General features: G+C 72.3%; 22 protein-coding genes. 6 read left to right on the top strand and 16 right to left on the bottom strand.

Features of this window, described 5'->3' with window-relative positions; translation table 11 throughout:
• Window positions 1-528: 528 nt before the first annotated feature.
• From ACOJVX_RS22475 to ACOJVX_RS22460, 4 genes are read right to left on the bottom strand one after another with little or no spacing between them, the layout of a single operon-like run.
• The gene (locus tag ACOJVX_RS22475; protein ID WP_016698284.1) at window positions 529-1,272 is read right to left on the bottom strand and encodes an ABC transporter permease; all 744 of its coding nucleotides are present in this window, start codon (window positions 1,270-1,272) and stop codon (window positions 529-531) included.
• Window positions 1,272-2,192 carry an ABC transporter ATP-binding protein gene (locus ACOJVX_RS22470; protein WP_418152866.1) on the bottom strand — a complete coding sequence of 307 codons (921 nt, stop codon included), beginning with the start codon at window positions 2,190-2,192 and terminating at the stop codon, window positions 1,272-1,274. The genes ACOJVX_RS22475 and ACOJVX_RS22470 overlap by 1 nt, the downstream gene beginning before the upstream one ends.
• Window positions 2,193-2,558, bottom strand: coding sequence for a transcriptional regulator (locus tag ACOJVX_RS22465; protein ID WP_016698286.1), 366 nt, complete (start codon window positions 2,556-2,558; stop codon window positions 2,193-2,195).
• Window positions 2,555-3,208 carry a hypothetical protein gene (locus tag ACOJVX_RS22460; RefSeq protein ID WP_422647077.1) on the bottom strand — a complete coding sequence of 218 codons (654 nt, stop codon included), beginning with the start codon at window positions 3,206-3,208 and terminating at the stop codon, window positions 2,555-2,557. The genes ACOJVX_RS22465 and ACOJVX_RS22460 overlap by 4 nt, the downstream gene beginning before the upstream one ends.
• A gap of 266 nt (window positions 3,209-3,474) precedes the next feature.
• Here ACOJVX_RS22460 and ACOJVX_RS22455 point away from each other — a divergent pair, with 266 nt between their 5' ends.
• On the top strand, window positions 3,475-3,912 hold the full coding sequence (locus ACOJVX_RS22455) for a VOC family protein (RefSeq protein WP_103056022.1): 438 nt from the start codon (window positions 3,475-3,477) through the stop codon (window positions 3,910-3,912).
• A gap of 139 nt (window positions 3,913-4,051) precedes the next feature.
• Here the strand turns inward: ACOJVX_RS22455 and ACOJVX_RS22450 are convergent, their stop codons facing one another.
• From ACOJVX_RS22450 to deoC, 3 genes are read right to left on the bottom strand one after another with little or no spacing between them, the layout of a single operon-like run.
• Window positions 4,052-4,924 (bottom strand): aldehyde dehydrogenase family protein, encoded by an 873-nt coding sequence (locus ACOJVX_RS22450; RefSeq protein WP_026419386.1) that lies wholly within the window; start codon window positions 4,922-4,924, stop codon window positions 4,052-4,054.
• Complete coding sequence (locus ACOJVX_RS22445; protein ID WP_026419385.1) at window positions 4,917-6,356, bottom strand: aldehyde dehydrogenase family protein; 1,440 nt, start codon at window positions 6,354-6,356, stop codon at window positions 4,917-4,919. Before ACOJVX_RS22445 ends, ACOJVX_RS22450 begins: the two co-directional genes overlap by 8 nt.
• Window positions 6,357-6,403: 47 nt before the next feature.
• On the bottom strand, window positions 6,404-7,396 hold the full coding sequence (gene deoC, locus ACOJVX_RS22440; protein WP_051314103.1) for a deoxyribose-phosphate aldolase: 993 nt from the start codon (window positions 7,394-7,396) through the stop codon (window positions 6,404-6,406).
• A 195-nt stretch (window positions 7,397-7,591) separates the two neighbouring features.
• Between deoC and upp the strand changes: the two genes are divergently transcribed.
• Window positions 7,592-8,215, top strand: a complete 624-nt coding sequence (gene upp, locus ACOJVX_RS22435; RefSeq protein ID WP_026419383.1) for a uracil phosphoribosyltransferase — start codon at window positions 7,592-7,594, stop codon at window positions 8,213-8,215.
• A gap of 126 nt (window positions 8,216-8,341) precedes the next feature.
• On the opposite strand, the gene ACOJVX_RS22430 is transcribed toward upp, so the two are convergent.
• The 9 genes from ACOJVX_RS22430 to ACOJVX_RS22390 form a co-directional block, all read right to left on the bottom strand.
• Window positions 8,342-8,932, bottom strand: a complete 591-nt coding sequence (locus ACOJVX_RS22430) for a TetR/AcrR family transcriptional regulator (RefSeq protein ID WP_016700151.1) — start codon at window positions 8,930-8,932, stop codon at window positions 8,342-8,344.
• Window positions 8,933-9,063: 131 nt separating this feature from the next.
• Window positions 9,064-9,420, bottom strand: coding sequence for a monovalent cation/H(+) antiporter subunit G (mnhG, locus tag ACOJVX_RS22425; protein WP_016700150.1), 357 nt, complete (start codon window positions 9,418-9,420; stop codon window positions 9,064-9,066).
• Window positions 9,417-9,683 (bottom strand): monovalent cation/H+ antiporter complex subunit F, encoded by a 267-nt coding sequence (locus ACOJVX_RS22420; RefSeq protein ID WP_016700149.1) that lies wholly within the window; start codon window positions 9,681-9,683, stop codon window positions 9,417-9,419. Before ACOJVX_RS22420 ends, mnhG begins: the two co-directional genes overlap by 4 nt.
• The gene (locus ACOJVX_RS22415; protein WP_016700148.1) at window positions 9,683-10,321 is read right to left on the bottom strand and encodes a Na+/H+ antiporter subunit E; all 639 of its coding nucleotides are present in this window, start codon (window positions 10,319-10,321) and stop codon (window positions 9,683-9,685) included. Before ACOJVX_RS22415 ends, ACOJVX_RS22420 begins: the two co-directional genes overlap by 1 nt.
• The gene (locus ACOJVX_RS22410) at window positions 10,318-11,850 is read right to left on the bottom strand and encodes a Na+/H+ antiporter subunit D (RefSeq protein WP_016700147.1); all 1,533 of its coding nucleotides are present in this window, start codon (window positions 11,848-11,850) and stop codon (window positions 10,318-10,320) included. The genes ACOJVX_RS22415 and ACOJVX_RS22410 overlap by 4 nt, the downstream gene beginning before the upstream one ends.
• A complete protein-coding gene (locus tag ACOJVX_RS22405; RefSeq protein ID WP_016700146.1) occupies window positions 11,847-12,308 on the bottom strand; it encodes a Na(+)/H(+) antiporter subunit C in 462 nt (153 codons plus the stop codon). The genes ACOJVX_RS22410 and ACOJVX_RS22405 overlap by 4 nt, the downstream gene beginning before the upstream one ends.
• A complete protein-coding gene (locus ACOJVX_RS22400; protein WP_016700145.1) occupies window positions 12,305-12,883 on the bottom strand; it encodes an MnhB domain-containing protein in 579 nt (192 codons plus the stop codon). Before ACOJVX_RS22400 ends, ACOJVX_RS22405 begins: the two co-directional genes overlap by 4 nt.
• Window positions 12,880-15,228: a hydrogen gas-evolving membrane-bound hydrogenase subunit E gene (gene mbhE / locus ACOJVX_RS22395; RefSeq protein WP_016700144.1), complete on the bottom strand. Its 2,349-nt coding sequence runs from the start codon at window positions 15,226-15,228 to the stop codon at window positions 12,880-12,882. Before mbhE ends, ACOJVX_RS22400 begins: the two co-directional genes overlap by 4 nt.
• A gap of 608 nt (window positions 15,229-15,836) precedes the next feature.
• Complete coding sequence (locus ACOJVX_RS22390; RefSeq protein WP_026419381.1) at window positions 15,837-17,420, bottom strand: acyl-CoA mutase large subunit family protein; 1,584 nt, start codon at window positions 17,418-17,420, stop codon at window positions 15,837-15,839.
• Window positions 17,421-17,861: 441 nt separating this feature from the next.
• On the opposite strand from ACOJVX_RS22390, the gene ACOJVX_RS22385 reads away from it, so the two are divergent.
• The 4 genes from ACOJVX_RS22385 (at window position 17,862) to ACOJVX_RS22370 (ending at window position 23,824) form a co-directional block, all read left to right on the top strand.
• Window positions 17,862-19,955 (top strand): protein kinase domain-containing protein, encoded by a 2,094-nt coding sequence (locus tag ACOJVX_RS22385; protein ID WP_425475823.1) that lies wholly within the window; start codon window positions 17,862-17,864, stop codon window positions 19,953-19,955.
• A 174-nt stretch (window positions 19,956-20,129) separates the two neighbouring features.
• The gene (locus ACOJVX_RS22380) at window positions 20,130-20,882 is read left to right on the top strand and encodes a purine-nucleoside phosphorylase (RefSeq protein ID WP_035292565.1); all 753 of its coding nucleotides are present in this window, start codon (window positions 20,130-20,132) and stop codon (window positions 20,880-20,882) included.
• Window positions 20,883-20,914: 32 nt separating this feature from the next.
• The gene (locus ACOJVX_RS22375) at window positions 20,915-22,564 is read left to right on the top strand and encodes a phospho-sugar mutase (protein WP_418153655.1); all 1,650 of its coding nucleotides are present in this window, start codon (window positions 20,915-20,917) and stop codon (window positions 22,562-22,564) included.
• A 435-nt stretch (window positions 22,565-22,999) separates the two neighbouring features.
• A complete protein-coding gene (locus ACOJVX_RS22370) occupies window positions 23,000-23,824 on the top strand; it encodes a phage antirepressor KilAC domain-containing protein (RefSeq protein WP_337662272.1) in 825 nt (274 codons plus the stop codon).
• Window positions 23,825-24,436 lie beyond the last annotated feature (612 nt).

Genomic DNA, 24,436 nt, shown 5'->3' with positions numbered 1-24,436 from the left:
GGTGGGGGCGGGAACGGCGATACCGGGCAGTACTCGTACGACGACCGGGGGTGACGGACCGAGCGCGCGAGTGGCGGCGGGGATCAGGTCCTGTCGGGGGTGGGGCGAGTGCCGGGTGACTCACCCCGAGCGCCGGGTCGGGCGGGTGGTCGCGGGCGTCCCCCGGCCGGTCGCCGTCGTGAGCCGTGTGACCCGGAGGGGACGCCCGTCGTGGTGCTCCTCGGCCCTGGCCGGAGGCCGGGCGGGATCGGGCCGGCGGTGCGGGCCGGCGGTGCGGGCCGGCGGGGTGCCGTGCCGACGGACGGGCTCCCAGGCTGGACCCCACCCGGGGGCGGCCGGCAACCGCTGGTCCCCGGGGCTCCAGGACCTCGGTGCCCTGGCCGACGCGTGCGGAGGCGGGCGCCCCATCCAGGCGCCCGCCTCCTGCTGCCCGTGCTCGCGCCCGCCCACAGCCAGGCATCGCGCTGAACAGGCGGCGCGGTCCTGGGAGGTGCGCGCGGCGGCCCTCCGGCTGGCGTGGCTGCCGCCTCAGCGGAACCGGCGCCCCTCGTCCCGGCGGAACGCGACCACGGCCAACACCGCCAGCACCGCCGTCCACCCGAGCAGCACCAGCAGGGCGGTGCCGTCCACCGGGCCACCGGTGAGGGCGTTGACCACGAGGTCGCGCCCGGCGCGGGTGGGCACGGCGTGGGAGGCGGTGTCCAGCCACGACGGGAAGATCTCCGGCGGCATGAACAGACCACCGACGAACGCCATCGGGAACACCAGCAGCTGTACCACCACCAGGGATGCCTTCACGCTGAAGTGGTACCCGACGGCGAGTCCCATCAGGAGGAAGGGCACGCCGCAGCCGAGCACGACCGCCACTCCGGCCAGGATCTGGGCCGGGCTGGCCTGGGCGCTGGTGAACAGCGCGGCGACCACGATCACCGGGATCAGACCGAGCAGGCAGAAGAAGAGCCCGGTGAGCAGGCGACCGCCGAAGCGGGGGCCGGCGCCCACGGGCAGGGTCCGCACGTAGGCGTCCCAGGGTTGCGCCCGGTCCTCGGCGATGCCGGCGCCGAAGGTGTACAGGCAGACGTTGATGACGGCGAACAGGCTCAACTGCCCCGCCGCGGCCGTCGCGGCGACGGGGTCCCCGCCCACCTGGCTCTGCGGCACGACGAAGAACAGCATGATCAACGCGGGGAAGACGAGGTTCCCCACCATCGCGATGGGGATGCGCGCGGTCTCCAGCAACTGGTACCGGGCGTGGAGCAGAAGCATGCGCATCAGGCCGCTCCCGTCGTGGTCGAGGTGGGCACGAGCGACTCGTCGTCACGGCGGCCGGTCAGGCTCCGGAAAGCCTCCTCCAGGGAGGCGCCCGACACCTCCAGGTCGGTGAACTCGGCCTCCGAGAGGACCAGCTCCCGCACCAGCGCGTCGCTGTCGTTGGTGAGCAGCTCGGTCCGGCCGTCGGGCAGGACAGCCTGGTCGAGGACTCCGTCGAGCGCGGGGAGGTGCGCGGCGCGCAGCAGGAGGCGGCGGGTGGGCACCCGCGATCGGACGGCGTCGAGGGTGTCGTCGACCAGCACGCGGCCGCCGGCGATCACCACGACCCGCTCGGCGAGCGCCTCCACCTCCTCCAGGTAGTGGCTGGTGAGCAGGAGGGTGCCGCCGGTGGCGTGGTAGTCCCGCAACGCGTCCCACAACTGGAGCCTGGCGTCGACGTCCAGCCCGGTCGTCGGCTCGTCCAGGACGACCAGGTCGGGCCGGCCGACCACGGCGAGCGCGACCGTGAGCAGGCGCTGCTGCCCGCCGGACAGGGCGCCGGTCTGCCGGCGCCGCAGGGCGGTCAGCCCGAAGCGGTCCAGCAGTTCGCCCGTCGGCACCGGATCGGCGTAGTGCGCGCCGACGAAGTCGACGACCTCACCCACCCGGAGGTTCTCCGGGAGCCCGGTGCGCTGGGGTGTCGTTCCGAGGCGGCGTCTGCTGGCGGGGTTCCTCGGGTCGCCCCCGAACAGTTCGACCCGGCCCGCCGACGGCCTCCGGATCCCGGTCAGCAGGCTGATCATGGTGCTCTTGCCGGCCCCGTTGGGGCCGAGGAGACCGACGATTCCCCCCTGGGGGATGTCGAGGTCGGCGCGGTCGAGCGCCAGGGTGTCGCCGAAGCGCCGACTGACGCCGACGGCCCGCGCGAGTAAGCCCGTCATTCATGGTTCCTTCGTGTGTGGAGCGCGCCCGTCGTGGGCCGGGGAGGACACCCGGTCGACGTGTCCGCTCGGGGTGAGCAGGTCGTGCAGCGCGGCGAGGTAGTGGTCGAAGGCACTCCTGCCGCGCGGGGTGATCTCGACGAAGGTGGTGGACGTGCGCCCGCCGCGTTTCTCCGTGTTGACGTAGCCGGCCGCCGTGAGCTTGCGGAGATGGGTGATCAGGTTCCCCGGCGTCATGTCCAGGAGCTCCTGGAGGCGGGAGAAGGTGATCTGGTCGCCGGGGCCGAGGGTGGACAACGTGGCCATCACCCGGAGCCTGGCCTGGGCGTGGATGACCGGGTCGAGTTCGGGGGGCGTGGGGATCACCCCTCCCCACGCGCGCGACCGGACCGCCGGAGGGCGGCGACGAGCGCCGCGACGAGCAACACCCCGCCGCCCAGCAGGGAGAGCAGCAGGTTGGTGGTGGGTGGGCTGGTGAACGCGCTCGCCGTCCCGAGGACGGCGAACCAGCAGCCGAGGCCGAAGTCGACCCGGGAGTCCCACAGGGCCGCGCCGGCCATGAGCAGGACACCGGTGAGGACGGCGGGCAGGGTGGCGAAGAGCATCCCGGCGAGCGGGTCCGGGAGGCCGTGCGCCCCGGCTGCCACGACGACCAACGAGACCGCCGTCATCCCGATCGGCCACGTCAACCCGTACAGGATCCCGAATCGGCGGGAATCGCCCCGCAGGCCGTGGAAGGCGCGGACCAGCTCGACACCGACGACCGCGTTGCCGACGACGAGCATCCCGAAGAAGACGGCCAGCGCGGCCGACAGGGGGAGGAGCGGGTCGGCCAGCCCGCCGAGGAACAGCAGGAGGTGACCGGCGAACCAGACGACACCCCAGGTGCCGTACATGACCCTCGGGTCGGGGGTGGTCAGGTGCTCGGTGCGGCGCTGTTGACCCTCGACCAGCGCGAGGAGCAGCTCCGGGGACGGCGGGTCCGAGGACGCCACGTCCTGGGAGCGGTCAGTCATGGCAACCCCTTGACTTTGCGACACAAAGTTCCACCTCCTCTTTGTATCGCAAAGTCAGGATGGGGGGCAAGCCAGGCGCACGTCACCGATGCCGCCACCGGCCGAACGGCCCGGCGCCGGGAGGAACCCCGACGGGGGGCGATCCGGGAGCGGGGAGCGCGCGGGTCACCTCAGCGCCGCGACCGGGACGACCGCCGACGAGGCGGGCGCGGGCACTCCCTCGTCGCCGGCCGGCGGATGTCGGGGCGGCACCCTACCCTCCGCGCATGGCTTACGACTTCCAGGTGGTCATCGACTCGACGAATCCGCACGAACTCGCGGACTGGTGGGCGGAGGCGTTCGGCTGGGACGTGGAACCGAGCGACGAGGACTTCATCCGCGACATGGTGCGGCAGGGGTTCGCGACCGAGGAGGAGACCACCACCCATCGGGGGACCCTGGTCTGGCGGGTGGGGGCGGCCATCCTCGGTCCCGAGTCGGCCACCGGTGAGCGGCGCCGCATCCTCTTCCAGCTCGTCCCCGAACCGAAGACGGTCAAGAACCGCGCGCACCTGGACATACGGGTCGGACAGGACCGGATCGACGGCGAACTGCGGCGGTTGCTCGACTCCGGCGCGCGACTGCTCCACCACGGCCGCCAGGGCCCCCACCACCGCTGGGTGACGATCGCCGACCCGGAGGGCAACGAACTCTGCCTGACCTGACCTGGCACGCGTTCGTCGCCCGCGCTCGCTCCTCCCGGACCCGGTCGGCAGGGCGTGGCCGACCCGGCGAACGGTCCGCCGGTGGGACGGGGAGCGGGGCGAACCCGCCGGGTGCTGGGGGAGCACCCGGCGGACGCCATCACACCCCCTGGGGGTGCCAGACGGTCTTGTGCTCCAGGAACGCGCGCAGCCGCTCCATGCCGGGGGGACGGGTCCAGTCGGGCTCCTGCCCCGCCCGCCCGGCCCCGAACACCCGCTTGACCGTGCCGGCGGCGGCCCGTTCGAGCTCGGTGCCCAGGATCTCCGGGGCTCCCACGAGGTCCACGGCGTTGACGTCGGCGTGCGCCGCCAACCACGGCGCCAGCTCCACGGCGTTCCCGGTGACCAGGTTGACGACCCCACCGGGGAGGTCCGAGGTGCCCAGCACCTCGGACAGCGAGATCGCCGGCAGCGGCCGTTCCCGGCTGGCCACCACCACCGTCGTGTTCCCGGCGGCGATCGCCGGGGCAACGGTGCTGACCAGCCCGAGCAGCGACGAGTCCTGCGGCGCGAGGACCCCCACGACGCCGGTGGGTTCCGGGACGGTGAAGGAGAAGTAGGGGCCGGCCACCGGGTTGGCCGCGCCGAGGACCGTGGCCAGCTTGTCCGTCCACCCCGCGTACCAGACCCAGCGGTCGATGGCCTGGTCCACCAGGGCCTGTGCCCGCTTGGCCGGCACACCCTCGGCGGCGGTGACCTCGGCGACGAACTGCTCCCGGCGGCCCTCCAGCATCTCCGCGATCCGGTACAGCACCTGGCCCCGGTTGTAGGCCGTCGCGCCGGACCAGCCGGGGAAGGCCTTCCTCGCGGCGGTGACCGCCTCCCGCAGGTCCTTGCGGGAGCCCTGCGGCGCGTTCGCGAGGAAACCCCCCTTGGCGTCGTTCACCCGGTAGACGCGACCCGACTCGGAGCGGGGGAACTTCCCGCCGATGTAGAGCTTGTAGGTCTTCGCGACCGCGAGACGATCAGACATTGAGGTAGGCCTCCAGTCCTGCGCGACCGCCCTCACGGCCGAAACCCGATTCCTGGTATCCACCGAACGGCGCGGTGGGGTCGAAGCGGTTGAAGGTGTTGGCCCAGACGACTCCGGCGCGCACCCGGGAGGCGGCCCACAGGATGCGGGAGCCCTTCTCCGTCCAGATCCCCGCCGACAGGCCGTAGGGGGTGTTGTTGGCCTTCGCGATCGCCTCGTCCGGCGTGCGGAAGGTCAGCACCGACAGCACCGGGCCGAAGATCTCCTCCCGGGCGATCCGCATCGACTGCTGGACGTCGGAGAAGACCGTCGGGGCGAAGAAGTAACCGCGCTCGGGGACGGGGCAGGGACTGGTCCACCGGCTCGCGCCCTCGGCGTCGCCGGAGTCGGCCAGCTCGGTGATCCGGTCCAGCTGGGCCCGCGAGTTGATGGCCCCGACGTCGGTGTTCTTGTCCAGCGGGTCACCGATCCGCAGGGTGCCGATCCGGTCTCGCAGGCGCGCGACCAGCTCCTCGGCCACCGACTCCTGCACGAGCAGGCGCGACCCGGCGCAGCACACGTGCCCCTGGTTGAAGAAGATCCCGTTCACCACGCCCTCGACGGCCTGGTCCAACGGGGCGTCGTCGAAGACGATGTTCGCGGCCTTGCCGCCCAACTCCAGGCTGAGCCGGCGACCGGTGCCCGCCAGGCCGCGCTGGATCCGCTTGCCCACGTCGGTGGACCCGGTGAACGCGACCTTGTCGACGCCGTCGTGCGCGACCAGCTCGGCCCCGACCTCGCCCGCGCCGGTCACGATGTTGACCACGCCGGGCGGCAGCTCGGCCTGCTGGCAGATCTCGGCGAAGACGAGCGCGGTGAGCGGCGTGGTCTCGGCGGGCTTGAGCACGACCGTGTTGCCGCACGCCAGGGCCGGCGCGATCTTCCACGCCAGCATCAGCAGCGGGAAGTTCCACGGGATGACCTGGGCCGCCACCCCCAACGGCTGGGGGTCGGGCCCGTACCCCGCGTAGTCGAGCTTGTCGGCCCACCCCGCGTGGTGGAAGAAGTGCGCGGCGACGGTCGGCAGGTCGGCGTCCCGCGACTCCCGGATCGGCTTGCCGTTGTCCAGGGTCTCCAGCACCGCGAGTTCCCGCGACCGTTCCTGGATGAGCCGGGCGATGCGGAAGAGGTACTTGGCCCGTTCCGCGCCGGGCATCCGGCCCCAGACGCGGTCGTAGGCACGACGGGCGGCGCGCACCGCGCGGTCCACATCGGAGGCGGCCGCCGTGGTGACCTCGGCGAGGACCTCCTCGGTGGCGGGGTTCACGGTCTTCATGGGCTCCCCGGCGCCGTCGACGAACTTCCCGTCGACGAACATCTGGTACGCCGGTCGCAGGTTGGCGATATCGGCGGACTCGGGAGCCGGGGCGTACTCGAAGGGAGTCTCGGACATTCCAGTGCTCCAGCGGTAGGTGGTTGGGAGGGGCGGCGGGGGACTCCTCAGTCGACCGAGACGTAGTCGGCGCCGCTGTAGTGGCCGGTCAGCTGCCGCCGACGCTGCATCAGCAGGTCGTTGAGCAGGCTGGACGCCCCGAAGCGGAACAGGCGGGGGGTCAGCCAGGCCGGACCGGCGACCTCGCGGACGGCGACGAGGTAGCGGATGGCGTCCTTGGTGCCCCGGATGCCGCCAGCCGGCTTCACGCCCCGGTGTTCGCCGGTCAGGGCGTGCCAGTCACGAACGGCCTGGAGCATCACGTGGGTGACCGGCAGGGTCGCGGCCGGCGAGACCTTCCCCGTCGAGGTCTTGATGAAGTCGGCGCCAGCGAGGAGCGCCAGCCAGCTCGCCCGCCGCACGTTGTCGTAGGTGGCCAGCTCGCCGGTCTCCAGGATGACCTTCAGGTGGGCGTCGCCGCAGGCCGCCTTCACGGCCTGGATCTCCTCGAGGACGAGGCCGTACCGGCCGGTGAGGAAGGCGCCCCGGTCGATGACCATGTCGATCTCGGTGGCTCCCGCCTCCACCGCCATCGCCGTGTCGGCCAGCTTGACCTGCCGGTTCGACCGGCCGGACGGGAAGGCCGTCGCGACCGAGGCCACCCCGATCCCGGTGCCCGCCAGGTCGCGGACCGCCACCCCGGCCAGGTCGGGGTAGACGCAGACCGCGCCCACCGGGGGCACGTCCGGGTACTCGGGGTCCGGCCGGCGGGCCTTCGCCGTCAACGCGCGCACCTTGCCCGGCGTGTCCGCGCCCTCCAGGGTCGTGAGGTCGACCATCGAGATGGCGGCGTCGATGGCCCACCTCTTGGCGTCCTTCTTGACGCTGCGGGTGGCCAGCGTCGCGGCTCGTTGCTCCAACCCCACCTGGTCGATGCCGGGCAGTGCGTGCAGGAAACGGCGGAGCGAGGTCTCGTCGCGGCTCGCCTCGGTCAGTTCGGGGGGTGGCCCGCCGCTGACCGCGTCGGTGGCCTGGGCTGTCGTGGTCGACCCGGATGGCATGCCCGAAGTCTAGGCGTCGCCCTGGACGGTTCCGCGACGCTCGCGGTGCCCGCCGGGGCCCACCCGAGGCGCACCCGTGCGGACGGGGAGGAACGACCGAGCACGGCGGACGAGGGCGGGAGCGGACGGCCGCCGCCGCGGGGTCGGGCGGCGGGCTGGTGGGCTCCGACGAGCCGACGGTTACCGTGGGCCGCTATGGACGTCTTCGTCGTCGAGCACCCCCTCGCGAGAGCCCGACTCACCACGATGCGGGACGCGCGCACCGACAGTGCCGCCTTCCGCTCAGCCCTGCACGAGCTCACCCTCATGCTGGTGTACGAGGCAACCAGGGAAGCCCAGGTCAGGACCGAGAAGGTGCACACCCCGGTGGCGATGGCCACCGGCTACCGGCTGGCCAACCCGCCGCTGCTGGTCCCGGTGCTCCGCGCCGGCCTGGGCATGGCGGACCAGGCGCACCTGCTGATCCCCGAGGCGCAGATGGGATTCGTGGGGTTGGCCCGCAACGAGGAAACCCTGCGACCCACGCCCTACCTGGAGTCGCTGCCGGAGAGCCTGGAGGGACGGGCCGTGCTGGTCCTGGACCCCATGCTGGCCACCGGGGGTTCGATGGAACACACCATCCGGTTGCTGGCCGACCGGGGAGCGACGGACATCACGGCGGTCTGCGCCTTGGCCGCGCCGGAGGGCGTGGAACACCTCAGGAGGAGCGGCCTGCCGCTCCGCGTCGTCACCGCCAGCATCGACCAGCGCCTCAACGACTCCGGGTACATCGTGCCCGGTCTCGGCGACGCGGGTGACCGGCAGTACGGCCCGGCCTGACGCGCCGCTCGTCGCGGGGCGCCGGTCCGGGCCACCCAGGCCCGCCGCTCGCCGGGCACAGGGGGTTACGGGGCGCCCGCCACCTCCGGCCACGGTGGGGGAGGGCGCCTCGGTGCCGGCGCCCGGTCAGCGGAGCCACCCTCGGGCGTTCGCGCGAAGCGCCCGCTCGTAGCTCGCCTCCACGTCCAGGTAGGGCGGGACCCGGTGACCGAGCTCCAGCGACACCAGTCCGTGGACCTGCCCCCAGCAGCCCATGACGATGGTCTCCGGTGGGGCCTCCGCCAGCACGCCCCGCTCCAGCCCCCTGCGAACCGCCTCGAACAGCGGGCGCAACGCGCGTCGGCCGCGCTCGCGGGAGTCCTCGCCCAGCGGGCTGGGGGCCGTGCCCTGGCTGAACATGACCCCGTAGAGGTGCGGGTCCGCCAGTGCGCTGCGGCGGTAGGCGAGCCCCAGCTGGATCAGGTCCTCCACCGGGTCGTCGGTGCTCGGCACCTCGGCGAGCCAGACGGCGAAGCGGTCGAACGCCTCACCCAGCAGGGCCTGCACGAGTTCCGGCTTGCCACCGAAGAGGGAGTACACCGCCGTCGTCGACGTTCCGACGTCGTTGGCGAGGCGGCGCAGGCTCAGGCCCTCGGGGCCGTGCGCCGAGAGCAGTTCCCCGGCGCGGTCGAGCAGCCGGATCCGTAAGGCGTCGTCGTGAGTCCGTGGTCGCGGCACGGCGACAGGCTACGACAGGATCCCGAGGTCGGCGCGCCACGGTCCGTCTACCTGCGACGGTGCGCGGCGGAGGTGACCGTCCGTCCACTGTGGGACGCGGCCCGACCTGTCCCCGGCCGGGCCGCGTCGGCTCAGCCGGACTTCCCGGTCCCCTCCTCGCGGGCCAGCCGCTCGCCGAGCTCGTCGACGACCAGGCTCTCCTTCCTCATCGCTCCCGTCCGGTAGGCGACCCGGCCCACCATCTGCGAGATGACGGGAGCGGTGATCATCTGGAACATCGCGACCATGATCAGGCCGGACCCGTACAGGAAGTCCAGCTGGATCGCGGTGCCCACCAGCAGCATGATCAGGCCCAGTGTCTGCGGCTTCGTCGCCGCCTGGAGCCGCGCCGTGACGTCGGGGAACCAGAGGACACCGAGCGCGCCCAGCAGGCAGAAGACCGCACCGCCGATCAGGAGGACGGCGGAGATCACGTCACCCACGCTCATCGGTGCGTCCCCTTCTTCTCGACCAGTCGGACGGCGGCCATCGATCCGATGAACCCGAGCAGTGCCACGGCGGCCAGCAGGGCGATGTTGGAGCCGTCCTGTTGGATCGCCATGCCCACGGCGGTTCCGCCGACGATGAGCACGACCAGGACGTCGACGGCGAGGATCCGGTCGAGGGTCGTCGGGCCTCGGACCAGCCTGATGACGATGACCAGGCCCGCGGCGCACAGCAGCGCCAGGGTGATGGCGAAGACGATCTGCATCAGCGGTCCTCCTCTGGCGGCGTCGGCCGGGCCCCGGCCGACGGTGGGGCCGACGGCGGCGCCGGCTGGTCGGCCTCGGTCGGGCCGAGGTGGTCCAGCGCCCGGACGTCCTCGTCGGAGCCGATGGCCCGGACGACCCAGGACTGCATCTCCAGCACCTCACGGCGGATCTTCGCGGCGTCCTCCTCGCCCTGCATCCCCAGGGCGTAGACGTAGAAGACCCGCTGCTCGCGGTCGATCTGGAGGACGAACTTCCCCGGCCCCAGCGAGACCAGGTTGGCGGCGGTGGCCACCACGTGGTCGGTGTCGGCCGGCACCGGCACGGCCACGATCCCGGCCTTCGTCCTGGGGCCGTAGCTGATCGACTCCCAGGCCACCTGGAACGCCGAGGTGAACAGGTCAGCCAACAGCCACCACAGCAGCTGGAGCACCCGCAGCGGTCGTAGGCGGCCCCGGCGCGTGATGGGGGGCATCGGGAACACCAGGACCACCACCGAGGCGACGATCACGCCCCCGAGCACCGTGGCCACGTCCAGGGTGCCCCACAGCATCAGCCAGACCAGCGTCAGCCACACCACCAGCGGCGCCCGCCGCCAGGCGTGCCGACGGGTCGCGAGCAGGGCCGTCATCTTGCTCATTCCGCCTCCTCACCGAGCACCGCGGTGCGATAGGGGCCGCCGTCGAGCAGGTCGGTCGCCGCACGCGTGCTGATCTCCGACAGCGGTCCCGCGAACACGGCGATCAGCACACCGAAGACCACCAGCGCGGACGTGGCCGAGACCATCGTGCGGGAGGTCGAACCGGTGCCGATGATCAGCTCGTCGGTGGGGTCCGGATCGGGGTGGGGCGGCTTCGACTTGCCCCAGAACGCGAAGACCCACACCTTGGCCATCGCGTACAGCGTCAGGAAGCTGGTCAGCACCGCCGCGCCGGTGGCCACGTAGGCCATCGTGGTGCCGACCTCGGCCCCCGCCTCCAGCAGCGCCAACTTCGCGACGAAGCCGGAGAACGGCGGGATCCCGGCCAGGTTCAGCGCCGGGATCGCGAACAGGAGGGCGATCGCCGGGTACAGCTTGGCCAGGCCGCCCATCCCCCGGAGCGCGACCGTCCCGGTGTGCCGGGTCAGCAGACCGCTCACCAGGAACAGCGTCGCCTGCACCGTGATGTGGTGCACCACGTAGAGGATCGCGCCAGCCAGGCCGGTCACGTCGTACAACGCCAGGCCGAACAGCATGTACCCGATGTGGCTGACCAGCAGGAAGGACAACAGCCGGTTCAGGTCGTTCTGCGCGATGGCTCCCAGGGCACCGATGATCATGGTGATCACCGAGAACCAGAGCAGCAGGGTCCAGCTCTCCCCGTGGTCGAAGACCAGGGTCTGGGTCCGGATCAGCGCGTAGACGCCGACCTTGGTCAGCAGGCCGGCGAACACGGCGGTCACCGGGGCCGGGGCGGTCGGGTAGCTGTCGGGCAGCCAGAAGTGCAGCGGCACCATCGCGGACTTGATGCCGAAGACCACGATCATCATCAGCGCCATCGCGGACTGCACGCCCACCGGCAACGCCTCGACCTTGCCGGAGAGGTCGGCGAGGTTCACGGTGCCCGTCGCCGCGTACACCAGCGCGATCATCGTGATGAACAGCAGCGAGGACGTCAGGCTGACGATCGTGTACGTCATCCCGGCCCGCACCCGGGTCGCCGTCGTCCGGCGGGTGATCAGGACGTAGGACGCGCCCAGCATGATCTCGAAGGCGACGAAGAGGTTGAACAGGTCGCCCGTGAGGTAGGCCATCGAGACGCCAGCGCCCAGCACCAGGTACATCGGGTGGAAGGCGGTGCTGGAGGTGCTGCGGCCGTAGTCGGTGATGCGCTGGCCGATCGAGTAGACGAGGACCGCGAGCATCACCACCATCGAGATGAGCATCAGCAGCGCGGACAACCGGTCCGCGACCAGGGTGATGCCGACCGGAGCGTCCCAACCCCCGAGCTGGAGCACCACGGGGCCCGACTTGTCCGCCTCGGCGAGCAGGACCACCGCCAGCACGGCGTTCGCCGTGAACACCACCACGCCCAGCAGCCGCTGGAGCGTCGCGAACCGGCCGAGCACCAGCGAGAGCCCGGCGGCCAGCAGCGGCAGAAGGATCGGCAGCGCGACCAACATCGTCACCGCGTGGCCTCCTTGTCGTTGTCGGTGCCGAACTCGAACTTCCGGTCGGCTCCCGGCTCGTCTGGTTCCTCCCGCTCGTCGATGCGCTGCTGCTGCCGGCGGATGCGCCGGTCCTCGACGTCGTCACGCACCTCGTCGTGCCCGAGGAGCACGGAGGACCGGTAGGCGAGCGCGAGCAGGAAGGTGGTCAGGGCGAAGGTGATGACGATCGCCGTCAGCGCCATCGCCTGGGGCAGGGGGTCCGTCATCTCCTCCGCCGGTGACACGCCCACGATCGGGGAGCGTCCGGGAGGGCCACCGGCGAGCTGGAGGAACATGTTGGCGGCGTGCCCGACGATGACGATGCCGATGATGATGCGCATCAGGGAGCGCTGGAGCAGCAGGTAGAAGCCGACCGCGTAGAGCCCGCCGATGGTCAGCGCCATCGTCAGGTTGACGGTGACGTTCACGGTGTTCATCCGGAGGGCCTCCTCCTCGGTCGTGGCGACTGTTCCTCGATGCCCGCGCCGAGCGTGCGGAGCAGGTCGCACACCACGCCAACGATCAGCAGGTAGACCCCCATGTCGAGGAAGAGGCTGCTCACGACGTGCACGTCGCCGAGCACCGGCAGCGTCATGCTCACGTAGGCGCTGGTCAGCGGCGCCTCACCCCAGAAGATCGGAGCGAGGCCGGTCAGGACGGCCAGGCTGAGCCCGGCGCCGATGATGACCGGCGGGCGCAGCCCGACCGCCGCGCGCACCTCCATCGGCCCGCCGGCCAGGTAGCGGACGACGAAGGCCTGCCCGGCGACCAGGCCACCGGAGAACCCGCCCCCGGACCGGTTGTGGCCCGCGAACAGCAGGTACAGCGACAACACCAGCACCGTGGGGAAGATGATGCGGGCGGCGACCTCCAGCAGGAGCGACCGTTCCCGGCCGTCCCGGTGGCTTCCGACCAACAGCCAGTGCTCCTGCGGGGTGTCCCACTCCTCCCACAGGCTGGTCCGGCGCTTCTTCTCACCGGAGGGCTGGGAACGCGGCGGTCCCTCGCTCACTTGCGCACCTCCCTGGACTTGCGCGGTCCCTCCGTCTCCTCGGCCGCCGAGGGGCGGCGCGCCCTCCTGGTGGCGAGGATCAGGCTGGCGACGCCGGTGGCGGCGACCGCGAGGACGGAGATCTCGCCGACGGTGTCGAAGGCGCGGAAGTCGACGAGGATCGCGTTGACGACGTTGTTGGCGTGCGCCCCCTCGGGAGCGGCCTCGACGAAGCCCTCACTGGCCTCGGGTGGCGCCTGCCTCGCCCCGCTGAACACGAGGGCGGACACCGCCACCAGGGCACCGGCCGCGACCGAGACCGCCACCTTGGGCCAGCGCGGGGAACGGGTGGATTCGACCTGGGTGAACCGGCTGGGCAGGCGGCGCAGCACGAACACGAACGCCACGAGGGTCAGCGTCTCCACCAGGAACTGGGCCAGCGCCAGGTCGGGGCCACCGTCGAGGACGAAGAACGCGCCGATGCCGTATCCGACCACGCCGGTCAGGATCACGGCCGTCATCCGGCGTTTCGCCATCGTCACGGCGATCGCGGCGGTGAGCACCAGGATGGCCACCGGGACCTGGACCGCCGAGTCCCACAGCCGGAGCTCCTCCGGCATCGAGCCACCGGTGAGGACCGCGCTGCCGGGCACCAGCACGAAGGTCAGCAGGATGATGGCCAGGTAGGTCGGGAGGGAACCGGCCTGGAACCGGCCGGTCACCGCGTACGACACCGTGTCCAGCCCGGCGACGGTGCGTTCGTAGCCGGGCTGTGCCTGGAGGAAGTCCGGCAGCCACCCCCCGAGGCGAACCACCCGGTCCCTGGCCAGGTGCAACCCGACACCGGAGGCCACGACCACCGCGGAGAGCAGCAGCGGGAGCGAGAACCCGTGCCACAGCGCCAGGTAGTAGGGGTGGTCCCCGGCCGGGTAGGGCTCGGCGTAGGTGGTGGCGAGCGCGTTGAACAGCGAGGCGACCACCCCGAGGAGCAGGGTCAGCGCCGCGGGCACGGCCGCCGGCACCATCAGGCCGAGCGAGGGCTTGGGGGCCGAGGAGTCCTCGACACCCGGCTTGGTGCCGAACGCCCCCCACAGGAACCGGAAGCTGTAGGCGGCGGTGAGGGCGGACCCGAGCACGAGACCGACCAGGACCACGAGGTCACCGGTGGTACCCGACTCCAGGAACCCCTCGAACGCCGCCTCCTTGCCGAGGAACCCGAACAGCGGGGGGATCCCAGCCATGGACAGCGCGCCGATGGCGCCGATCACGGTGAGCACCGGGAAGCGCCGTCGGATCCCGGAGAGCTCGTCGATGTTCCTGGTGCCCGCCTGGTGGTCGATGATGCCGACGACGAGGAACAGCGTCGACTTGAACAGGCCGTGCGCGATCAGCATCGTCGCCCCGGCCATCGCGACCGTGTGCGAGCCGGCGCCCATCAACACCATCAGGAACCCGAGCTGGCTGACGGTGCCGTAGGCGAGCAGGGTCTTGAGGTCACGTTCGAACAGCGCCCGGTAGCCGCCGATGAGCATCGTCCAGATCCCGAGCGTCGCGATCAACGGCCACCAGGGCGTGTGGTCGGAGAACGCGGGGGAGAGCCTGGCGACGAGGTAGACGCCGGCCTTGACCATCGACGCGGCGTGCAGGTACGCGCTGACCGGGGTGGGCGCGACCATCGCGCCCGGCAGCCAGGTGTGGAACGGGACCTGGGCGGACTTGGTGAACGCCCCCAGGAGGATGAGCACCAGCGCGGTGCTGGTGAGAGCGCCGGCGGCCGGCGGGCTGGCCACGATCTCGGAGATCCGGTACGTCCCGGCCTGCTCGCCGAGCAGGACGAAGCCCAGCAACATCGACAGCCCACCGAGTACGGTGACGAGCAGGGCCTGGATGGAGGACCGCCGCTGCTGTTTGGTGTTGCCGTCCTGCCCGACCAGGAGGAACGAGCAGACCGTGGTCAGTTCCCAGAAGATGTAGAGGGTGAACAGGTCGTCGGCGAGGACGAGGCCCAGCATCGCCCCGGCGAAGGCGACGAGCAGCGCGGACGTCCGGGAGTTGCTCTGGGCGTCCGGCTTGAAGTAGTAGACGCAATAGCAGAGGATCAGGACTCCGACCCCGGAGACCAGGAAGATCATCAACAGGGAGAGGATGTCGAGTCGCAGCGTGAACGTCAGCCCGAGAACGGGCGCCCACGCCACCGACTCGTCAACGGTCCCGCCGGCCAGCACCTCGGTGAGGCTGGTCAGCGCCCAGCCGAGCGAGACGGCCGGCAGGATGGCGCCCACCGCGAACGCCCAGCGCCCAAGCCACCTGCTGACGGTCGGGAGCAGGGCCGCCAACACCAGGTGGGCGGTCACCAGGAGCAGCATCGGGACCTCCCCGACCTCGGGACGACCGCCGGCTTGCGTTCGCTCATAAGCTCCTCCGGGACGCGGGGCTGACCTTGCCACGACCCGCGCCAGCGGCGGGCGGCCCTCCATCCGGGCCGCTCGCCGAACGCGCAAGACGGGAAAATCGTACGGACGGACTCACGTGCGCCTCACAACTCCTCCGCTGCCGCGTGGCGCCCGCGCCCGCTGTCCGCGATTGGTACAGCGGGTGTCCTTCCTGGTGTGGTGCTCAGCTCCCTAGGTCGACGTTCTCGGTGGTGCCTGCCGGACAACCGCCCCGACTGATCGCCCGTTCCGGGCGAAACCGGTTGCTACCAGTGGCAAGCCGCCGGAACAACCGTACCGGTTCTCCGGGGTGCTTCCCGCGATCCTCGGGGGTGCGTACCGGGCGCACGCCCTCGCCGCGCCGCCCGTGGTCGACCGCGTGGCACCAGGGGCGGACGGTGGGCCGGGGGGTAGATCGGCAGTGGTACGCCGCCGCGTCTTCTCCCTGCTTACCCCGTACTTAGCGGACATTTCACACCGTCGTGGGCGGGGGGCCGCCCGGCGGCCGGACCGGGCCGGGTGGCCCCCGGATGGCGTGGGGATCAGAAGACGTCCGACGGGGTGTACCGTCCCCACACCTCCCGGAGACAGTGACAGACCTCACCCACGGTCGCCCTGGCGGCGAGGGCCTTCCTCATCGGCGGCAGCACGTTCTCCCGGCCGCTGGCCGCCTCCCGGAGCTCCGCCAACGCCACGCGCACCGCCTCGCCGTCACGCTCCGCACGCAGCTCCGCGAGCCGCCGGGACTGCGTCCGCTCGATGTCCGGATCCACCCGCAGCGGCTCGTAGGGCTCCTCGGTGTCCACCGTGTACCGGTTCAGGCCGACGACGACGCGGTCGCCGGAGTCGATGTCCAGCGCGTTCTGGTAGGCCGTCCGCTCGATCTCGCCCTTCTGGAAGCCCTGCTCGATGGCGGCCACCGCCCCGCCCCGGTCCTCGACCTTGCCCATCAGCTCCACCACCGCGCGCTCCACCTCGTCGGTCATCGCCTCGACGGCGTACGAACCGGCGAAGGGGTCGACGGTGGAGGTCAGGTCCGTCTCGTTGGCCAGTACCTGCTGGGTGCGCAACGCCAGCCGGGCGGCCTTCTCGGTGGGCAGCGCGATGGCCTCGTCGTAGGAGTTGGTGTGCAGGGACTGGGTGCCGCCGAGCACGGCGGCGATCGCCTGGACCGTGACCCGCACCATGTTGACCTCGGGCTGCTGCGCGGTCAGCTGCACGCCGGCGGTCTGCGTGTGGAACCGCAGCGTCCAGGACTTGGGGTTCGTCGCCCCGAACTCCTCCCGCATCAGGCGGGCCCAGATCCGCCGTGCCGCCCGGAACTTCGCCACCTCCTCCAACAGGCTGGTCCTGGAGACGAAGAAGAAGGCCAGTCGGGGGGCGAAGTCGTCCACCCGCAGCCCGGCGTCGATGGCCGCCCGCACGTACTCCACGCCGTTGGCCAGGGTGAACGCGATCTCCTGCGCGGGAGTGGCCCCGGCCTCGGCCATGTGGTAGCCCGAGATCGAGATGGTGTTCCACCGGGGGAGCTCGGTACGGCAGTACGCGAAGATGTCGGTGATCAGCCGGAGCGAGTGGGCCGGCGGGTAGATGTAGGTCCCCCGGGCGATGTACTCCTTGAGCACGTCGTTCTGGATGGTGCCGGTGAGGGTGGCGGGGTCGACGCCCTGCTCCTCGGCGACCAGTTGGTAGAGCAGCAGCAGCACGGCGGCCGGCGCGTTGATGGTCATCGACGTGGAGACCTCGCCGAGCGGGATGCCCGCGAAGAGACGCCGCATGTCCTCGATGGAGTCGATCGCGACGCCCACCTTGCCGACCTCGCCGTGGGCGACCGGCTCGTCCGAGTCGTAACCCATCTGGGTGGGCAGGTCGAACGCCACCGAGAGACCGGTGGTGCCCGCCCTGATCAACTGGTGGTAGCGGGCGTTCGACTCGGTGGCGGTCCCGAATCCCGCGTACTGCCGCATCGTCCACGGCCGCCGCGTGTACATGGTCGGGTACACGCCCCGGGTGAAGGGGTAACCGCCCGGCTCGCCGACCCTGTCGGCCAGTCCGTCCCGGACGTCGGCCGGCCCGTAGACCGGTTTCACCTCGAACCCGGACTCGGCTCGTTTCTCGGCGGACATCGGACGCCTCCTCGTGGTGGGTGTGCTCTGGCGGGGCGGGACGGGCGGTACCGAGGCGGCGAGGGTAACGCCGCCTCCCGGTCCGGCGGCCCGGTCGGGGGCCGGCCCGGAGGACCACCGGGGTGACCAGCGTTCCTGGGTGGGCGTGGCGGGGTCGGACGGCCGTCGGCCGGTGGCGGGCGGACGGGGCCCAGCTGGCGGGCGGCACGAGGTGGTCATCGCGACCACCTCCCGATCTTGTCTCCACCGCGACGCCGCCAGCACAATGACGGCGGGCGACGCGTCCACCCCTGCGCCCTGGTCCGGGATCACCCCGCTCGGACCATCGATCCAAGAACAGGCTCGTACCGTCGTCTGTATCGCACAGTGCACAGTCGAGTACAACGCATGGAGAATGTGTCCGTGGCCACCACAGACTCGGAAGATCCCGCAACTCCTCGTGTGATCGCCGGCCGATACCGGCTCCGCCGGGTGTCGGGGAAGGGCGCCACCGGCATCGTCTGGGTCGCCTACGACGAGTTCCTGCGCAGACAGGTCGCGCTGAAGGAGGTGCTGCTGCCCCAGGGCGTGCCAGCTCCCGAAGCCGACGCCATGCGGGAACGCACGATGCGGGAGGCACGGGCCAACGCCGTGCTCTCGCACCCGAACGTGGTGACCCTCTACGACGTGGTGCGGCACGAGGGTGAGCCCTTCGTCGTCATGGAGCTCGTGCTCGCGCACAGCCTCGCCGCCGTGCTGCGGCACCACGGGCCGATCAACGAACAGCAGGCGGCCGTGGTGGGAGACGCCATCGCGGCGGCCTTGGAGGCCGCGCACCGGGCCGGCATCACACACCGGGACGTCAAACCCGGGAACGTGCTGGTCAACCAGGACGGGTGGACCAAGCTCACCGACTTCGGCATCGCGCGCAACGTCACGGAGAGCACCCTCACCGCCACCGGCCTGCTGTTGGGAACGCCTTCCTACATCGCACCCGAGGTCGCCACGGGGCGCGGGGTCAGCCCGGCCGCCGACCTGTGGGGGCTGGGAGCGACGCTGTACGCGGCGATGGAGGGGCGACCACCCTACGACGCCGGCGGCGACCCGCTGGCCACGGTCACCGAGGTGGTGCACGGCCCGGTTCCCCAGGCGAGCCGGGGAGGCACCATCGCCGAGATCATCAGCGGCCTGATGGTCAAGGCGCCGGCCAAGAGGATGCCGTTGGCCGAGGTGCGCCGGCGGCTCGCCCCGTTGCTCCCCAAGTCCGGGGTGAACGTGTTCGAGGACGTCCACATGCCCGATCCCAGCGCGGCCGAGCCGCCGTCGACGGGAACCCGGGGCGCCGGGGGGACCCGGTCGGGCACCCGGGGAGCCGGCGGAACACGGTCCGGCACACGTGGTGGCGCGGGCACCCGCGCGCAGGCGTCGCGGCGCCCACCGACGGCGACGGGCGCGGCCAGCCTGAACCCCCCGACCGCGGGGGCGACGGGCGGCTGGTCCCCCGGCGGTCGACGCCCCGGCGGACGCCGTCCCACCGCGCAGTCCACCGGCGCGCTCGGAGCCCACACCGGGGCCCTGGGCGGACTCGGAGCCGACGACGATTCCTCGCCGATCCGGGCGATCGACGACTCGGCGCCGTTGGCCGCCGATCCAGGTCCGCTCCCCTTCCCCGTTCGGGACACCGGCACCCAGCCGGCGGTCGAGGAGACGTCCCCGCCCGCGCCGTTGGCCGCCGAGCCAGGTCCGCTGCCCTTCGCGCCGCCTCCCTCCTCCGGTGGGCCGGGCGCGACCTCCGACGACCGGGGCGGTCGACCGCCGGCTCCGTCCGACACGGCGGGCTCCCGACCGGGACGCCGGACGGGCGCTCCCCGCATCGGCAGGGGCGGGATGATGCTCGCGGTCCCGCTGTTCCTCGTCGCGGCGCTCGTGGGCTTCGCGCTCGTCAGGACCGTCGCGGGCGAGTCCGTGCTGCCGACCGAGGTCGCCGGGGCGCCCGCGCCGGGGCAGGGGGTCGGCAGCCCGACGCTCGACCTCGCCTCGGACCGCGCCGTGGGCGCGGACACCGAACCCACCGAGGGACGCTTCGAGCTGATGCTCCCCGAGGGGTGGGGCCGGTTCCAGGAGCAGCGGCAGTACCCGGAGCTGCCCGACAGCTCCATCACCCGGTACGTCTCCGAGGACGGTTCGAGCACGGTCGCGGTGGAGTGGTTCGCCGACTACTTCCAGGAACACAGCGTCGACGACTACGTGAGCCGCCTGCCGGAGCTGACGGCGGGCAGCGGCGGGCAGTTCGTCCCGGGTCTCGACGTCCCCGCCGAGACCGACCGGGAACAAGCTGGGCCCGAACCCGCCCGCGAACTCACCTACCGGCTCGTCGACTCCGGCCTGCTGAGGGAGTCGGCGGGGGCGGAGCAGCGGCGGACGGTCTACGTGCGGCTGCTGCCCAGGGACGACGACCTGTGGTTGGTCTCGGTCTCGGTGGACACCCGGTCGGAGACGGTCGGTCGCACCGAGCTGTTCAACCAGATCGCCCCGAGTTTCACCACCCTCGCCTGAGCCGGGGAACCCGGTGGCCCCGGACTCGGGGTCGGAGGCCTTAAGCTTCGCCCTGTGACGGCGAGTGACGCAGGCACCGCGACGGTGCGGACCGACGAGTCAGCGGCGACGGGCGGAACCGCCCCGGCCGACCAGGCCAGCCCCGAGGCAGCGGCCAGGCGGGCGGCGGCCGAGCTGGCGGCCAGGACCGGGGTGGAGGAGCACCAGGTGGCCGTGGTCCTCGGCTCCGGCTGGCGCCCGGCGGCCGAGGAACTGGGCGACCCGGTCGCCGAGGTGCCGATGGCGGAGCTGCCCGGTTTCGTGCCGCCGGCCGTCGCCGGCCACGGTGGCGCGATCCGTTCGGTGCGCCTCGGTGACTCCCGGGTGCTCGTGCTGCTCGGCCGTACGCACCTCTACGAGGGTCGGGGTGTCGCGCCGGTCGTCCACGGGGTGCGCACCGCCGTGGCGGCGGGCGCCCGCACGGTCGTCCTCACCAACGCGGCCGGTGGCCTGCGCGGTGACCTCGACGTCGGCCAGGCCGTGCTGATCCGGGACCACCTCAACCTGACCGCGCTCTCCCCCCTGGTGGGGCCCCAGTTCGTGGACCTCACCGACCTGTACACCGCTCGGTTGCGCGCGCTGGCCGCCGAGCTCGACCCGACGCTCACGGAGGGCGTGTACGCCCAGCTCCCCGGGCCCCACTACGAGACGCCGGCCGAGATCGGGATGCTCCGCACGCTGGGCGCCGACCTGGTGGGCATGTCGACGGCCCTGGAGGCCATCGCGGCCAGGGCGGCCGGGGCCGAGGTGCTGGGCCTGTCGCTGGTGACGAACCTGGCGGCCGGCACCACCGGCGAGCCCCTGAACCACGAGGAGGTCGTGGCGGAGGGACGCGCCGCCGCCACCAGGCTCGGTGGTCTGCTCGCCCGTCTGGTGGGCCGGTTGTGAGCGGCCTCGACCCGGCGCTGCGCACGGCTGCCATGCGGTGGGCGGCCGAGGACGTGGACGAGGACGACCGCGTCGAGCTGCAACGCGTGCTCGCCTCGGCGATGGCCGGCGACGAGTCGGCGAAGGCGGAGCTGGCCGACCGGCTGGCCGGTCCGCTGACCTTCGGCACCGCCGGGCTGCGCGGCCCGCTGCGCGCTGGTCCCAACGGCATGAACCGGTCCGTCGTCATCCGGGCCACGGCCGGCGTCGCCGCCTGGCTGACCGCCCACGGCCATGCCGGTGGGGTGGTCGTCGTCGGGCGGGACGCCAGGCACGGGTCCGAGCGGTTCGCGACCGACGCGGCGGGGGTGCTGGCCGCGGCGGGTTTCGACACCCGGCTGCTGCCCGGCCCGCTGCCCACCCCGTTGCTCGCCGGCGCGGTCCGCCGGTTGGGCGCGGTCGCGGGGATCCAGATCACGGCCTCGCACAACCCGCCCGCCGACAACGGGTACAAGCTGTACGACGGCGAGGGCACCCAGATCGTGCCCCCGGCCGACTCCGAGGTGGAGGCCGCCATCGAACGGGTCGGGCCCGCCTTCACGGTGCCCCTGTCGCAGGGCTGGCGGGTGGAGGACCGCGACCTCCTCGGCGAGTACCTCGCGCACGTCGGGACGCTGCCGAGGGGAAGCGCCCGGGACCTGCGGATCGCGGCCACCCCGATGCACGGCGTGGGCGGCGAACCGCTGGTGCGCGCGCTGGCCGCCGCCGGTTTCCACGACGTCCACCTCGTCCCCGAACAGGCGGAACCCGACCCCGACTTCTCGACGGTGGCCTTCCCCAACCCCGAGGAGCCCGGGGCCACCGACCTGCTGCTGGCCCTCGCGGAGCGGGTCGAGGCCGACCTGGCGATCGCCCTGGACCCCGATGCCGACCGCTGCGCGGTGGGTACCCGTGAACCCGGCGGCGGTTGGCGGATGCTGCGCGGGGACGAGACCGGTGTCCTGCTCGCCGAGCACGTGCTGGCCGAGCTGGACCGCGCCGCGCACCCCGATCCGCTGGTGGCGACGACGATCGTGTCCTCGTCGATGCTGGCCTCGGTCGCCGCCGCCCACGACGCCCGGTACGACGAGACGCTCACGGGTTTCAAGTGGCTGGTGCGGGCGGGGGACGGCAGGGGGACCGGTCTGGTCTTCGCCTACGAGGAGGCCCTGGGGCTGTCGGTCGATCCCGAGGTGGTTCGGGACAAGGACGGCCTGTCCGCCGCGGTGCTCGCGGCGGACCTGGCGGCCACGAGGAAGGCCGAGGGCAGTGACCTCCTGGCCGCGTTGGACGAGCTCGCCGCGCGGCACGGCGTGCACCTGACCGACCAGGTGTCGATCCGGGTGACCGACCAGGCGGAACGGGCGAGGCTGGTGGCGGGGGTGCGCGGGCGCCCGCCGGCGGAGTTGGCCGGAGTGCCGGTGTCCCTGGCGGAACCGAGGGCGGCCGACATCGTCGAACTCCGCGCCCAGTCCCTCCGCGTCGTGATCCGGCCCTCGGGGACCGAACCGAAGCTGAAGGCGTACCTCCAGGTGGTGGAGCCGGTCGCGGACGCGGCCCCGGAGGGCGGCGCCGACAGGTCCGACCGCGTGGCGGCGGCGCGGGAACGCGCCGAGGCCCGACTCACCGAGCTCCGCGACCAGGTCGCGGAACTGCTGCGCTGAACCGGAACCGGCTCCGTCCCGCTCCCGATCGGGACGGAGCCGGCCTCGCGTCAGGGGCGTGGACCTCTCCTGAGGACGCCCGGGCACCCGGCGGAGGGCCGGTCGCCGTTCTCCCGGTTCCCTCGGTTCTCCCGCCGTGCGGAATTGCCAGCCCCGGGGCCGCCGCCGAGTCGCGGAACCGTTCGAGGTGGGGAACGCGAGGCGCTCCCTTTTCGCTACCGGCGGCGCTGGCGAGGGTTTTCGACCGGCGGCGCGGTAGTCGGGGAACCCGCCACGACCCCGTCGCCCCCGCTGCTCCCAGTTCGCATCCTCCCAGTTCAGCGCCCGGAAATGTCGGTCGTTGCCGGTATTCTCGGTGGTGACGGTGAAAGCCCCGGGGAAACGGTGGAAACCACTTCGCGGGGTTCCGGCGGGAATCGGCAGGGGAGTTCGGACATGCCTGAGAACAGCGGTCTGGAATCAGCCAACGACACCAATCCCTTCGACTCGGTCCGGCGCGTGGACGACACCGGTGAGTGGTGGTCCGCCCGCGATCTCATGCCACTGCTCGGCTACTCGGACTGGCGGCACTTCGGCGAGACCCTGGCGCGGGCCAAGCGGTCGGCCGCCAACACCCGGGTGAACGTGGGCACGTTATTCGTGGCGGCGGGCGGTGCCGCCGCCACGGGTGGGGAACCGTCGGACGACCACCGCCTCACCAGGTACGCCTGCTACCTCGTCGCGATGAACGGCGACCCGGCGAAGCCGGAGGTGGCGGCGGCCCAGCGCTACTTCGCCGTCCGCGCCAGGGAAGCCGAGATCGTGCTGCCCTCGCCGAGGATGCCGGAGGACTACCCGTCGGCGTTGCGGGCGTTGGCGGACCAGTTCGAGGAGGCCGAGCGCACCCGCAGGGAGCTGGCGGTCGCCGCTCCGAAGGCCGAGGCCTACGACGCCCTGTTGGAGACCGACGGCACCTACCTGGTGGGCAACGTGGCCAAGATGCTCGGAGTCCCCGGGATGGGCCAGAACAAGCTCTTCGAGTTCCTGCGCGCCGAGCACGTGCTGATGTCGGCCGAGCACCGCCGCAACGAGCCCTACCAGGAGCACGCGCACCACTTCCGGGTGGTGCCGAGCGTGTTCGACACACCGGACGGGCGTCGTGGCGGGTTCACCACCAGGGTGCGGCCCTCCGGGATCGAGTTCATCCGGTCCCTCCTGGCCAGGCGGGGGTACCAGGTGCGGGCCGAGCTGGCCCCGGTCCGCGAGTCCGACACCGGCTGACCCAGTCCTCCCCGGGTGCCGGTGGAGGACCACCGGCCGTCGGCGCCCGGGGAGCCGCCGAGCTGGTGGAACGCGTCCGGAGCTACGAACGAGCGGCGGCCGAGCAGGTCGCGAGACCGCGGGTGCAGCTGTCCCGGGCTGAGGAGTTCGCCGCCACGCTCCGGACGCGACTGGACGCCCCGTCCGGGCCGCCGGGGTGAGGGTCGCCTGGCGGGGGCGCCCCTGGCTACTGGTGGCACCCGGGTGGGTCCACTCCGACGCGGGCGGCACGACGGAGTGGACCCGTGCTCCTCGCGATGCCACGCGGATGCGCCGCGGCGAAGGGGGCGCCCGCGCCGGCGAGGGAGCCCGGGCACCGGAGCCCCGGAGGGCCGGGAATCCGACGTTCGCCGGGAACCGGGAGTGGGCGGCGTTCGTCGGAACGGCGTGCCGGCTACGCCCGCCGACACCAGGTGCTCGCCGTGAGCGTCTCCCGTTCCGCGGTGTCGGGCTCGCTCCACCACGCGGGGGGCGGTCGACCGATGAGGGGATACAGTCCGTAAGTGACCGCGACAACCGGTGAGCAGTCGTTGAGAGTGGAGACCGTGGAGCAGTCCCGACTGCTGGCGCTGC

The organism is Actinoalloteichus caeruleus (assembly GCF_049311605.1).
GTDB classification, from domain to species: Bacteria; Actinomycetota; Actinomycetes; order Mycobacteriales; family Pseudonocardiaceae; genus Actinoalloteichus_B; species Actinoalloteichus_B caeruleus.
Note: the sequence above shows the minus strand (reverse complement) of the source record. Positions and strands in the feature narration are given on the sequence as shown.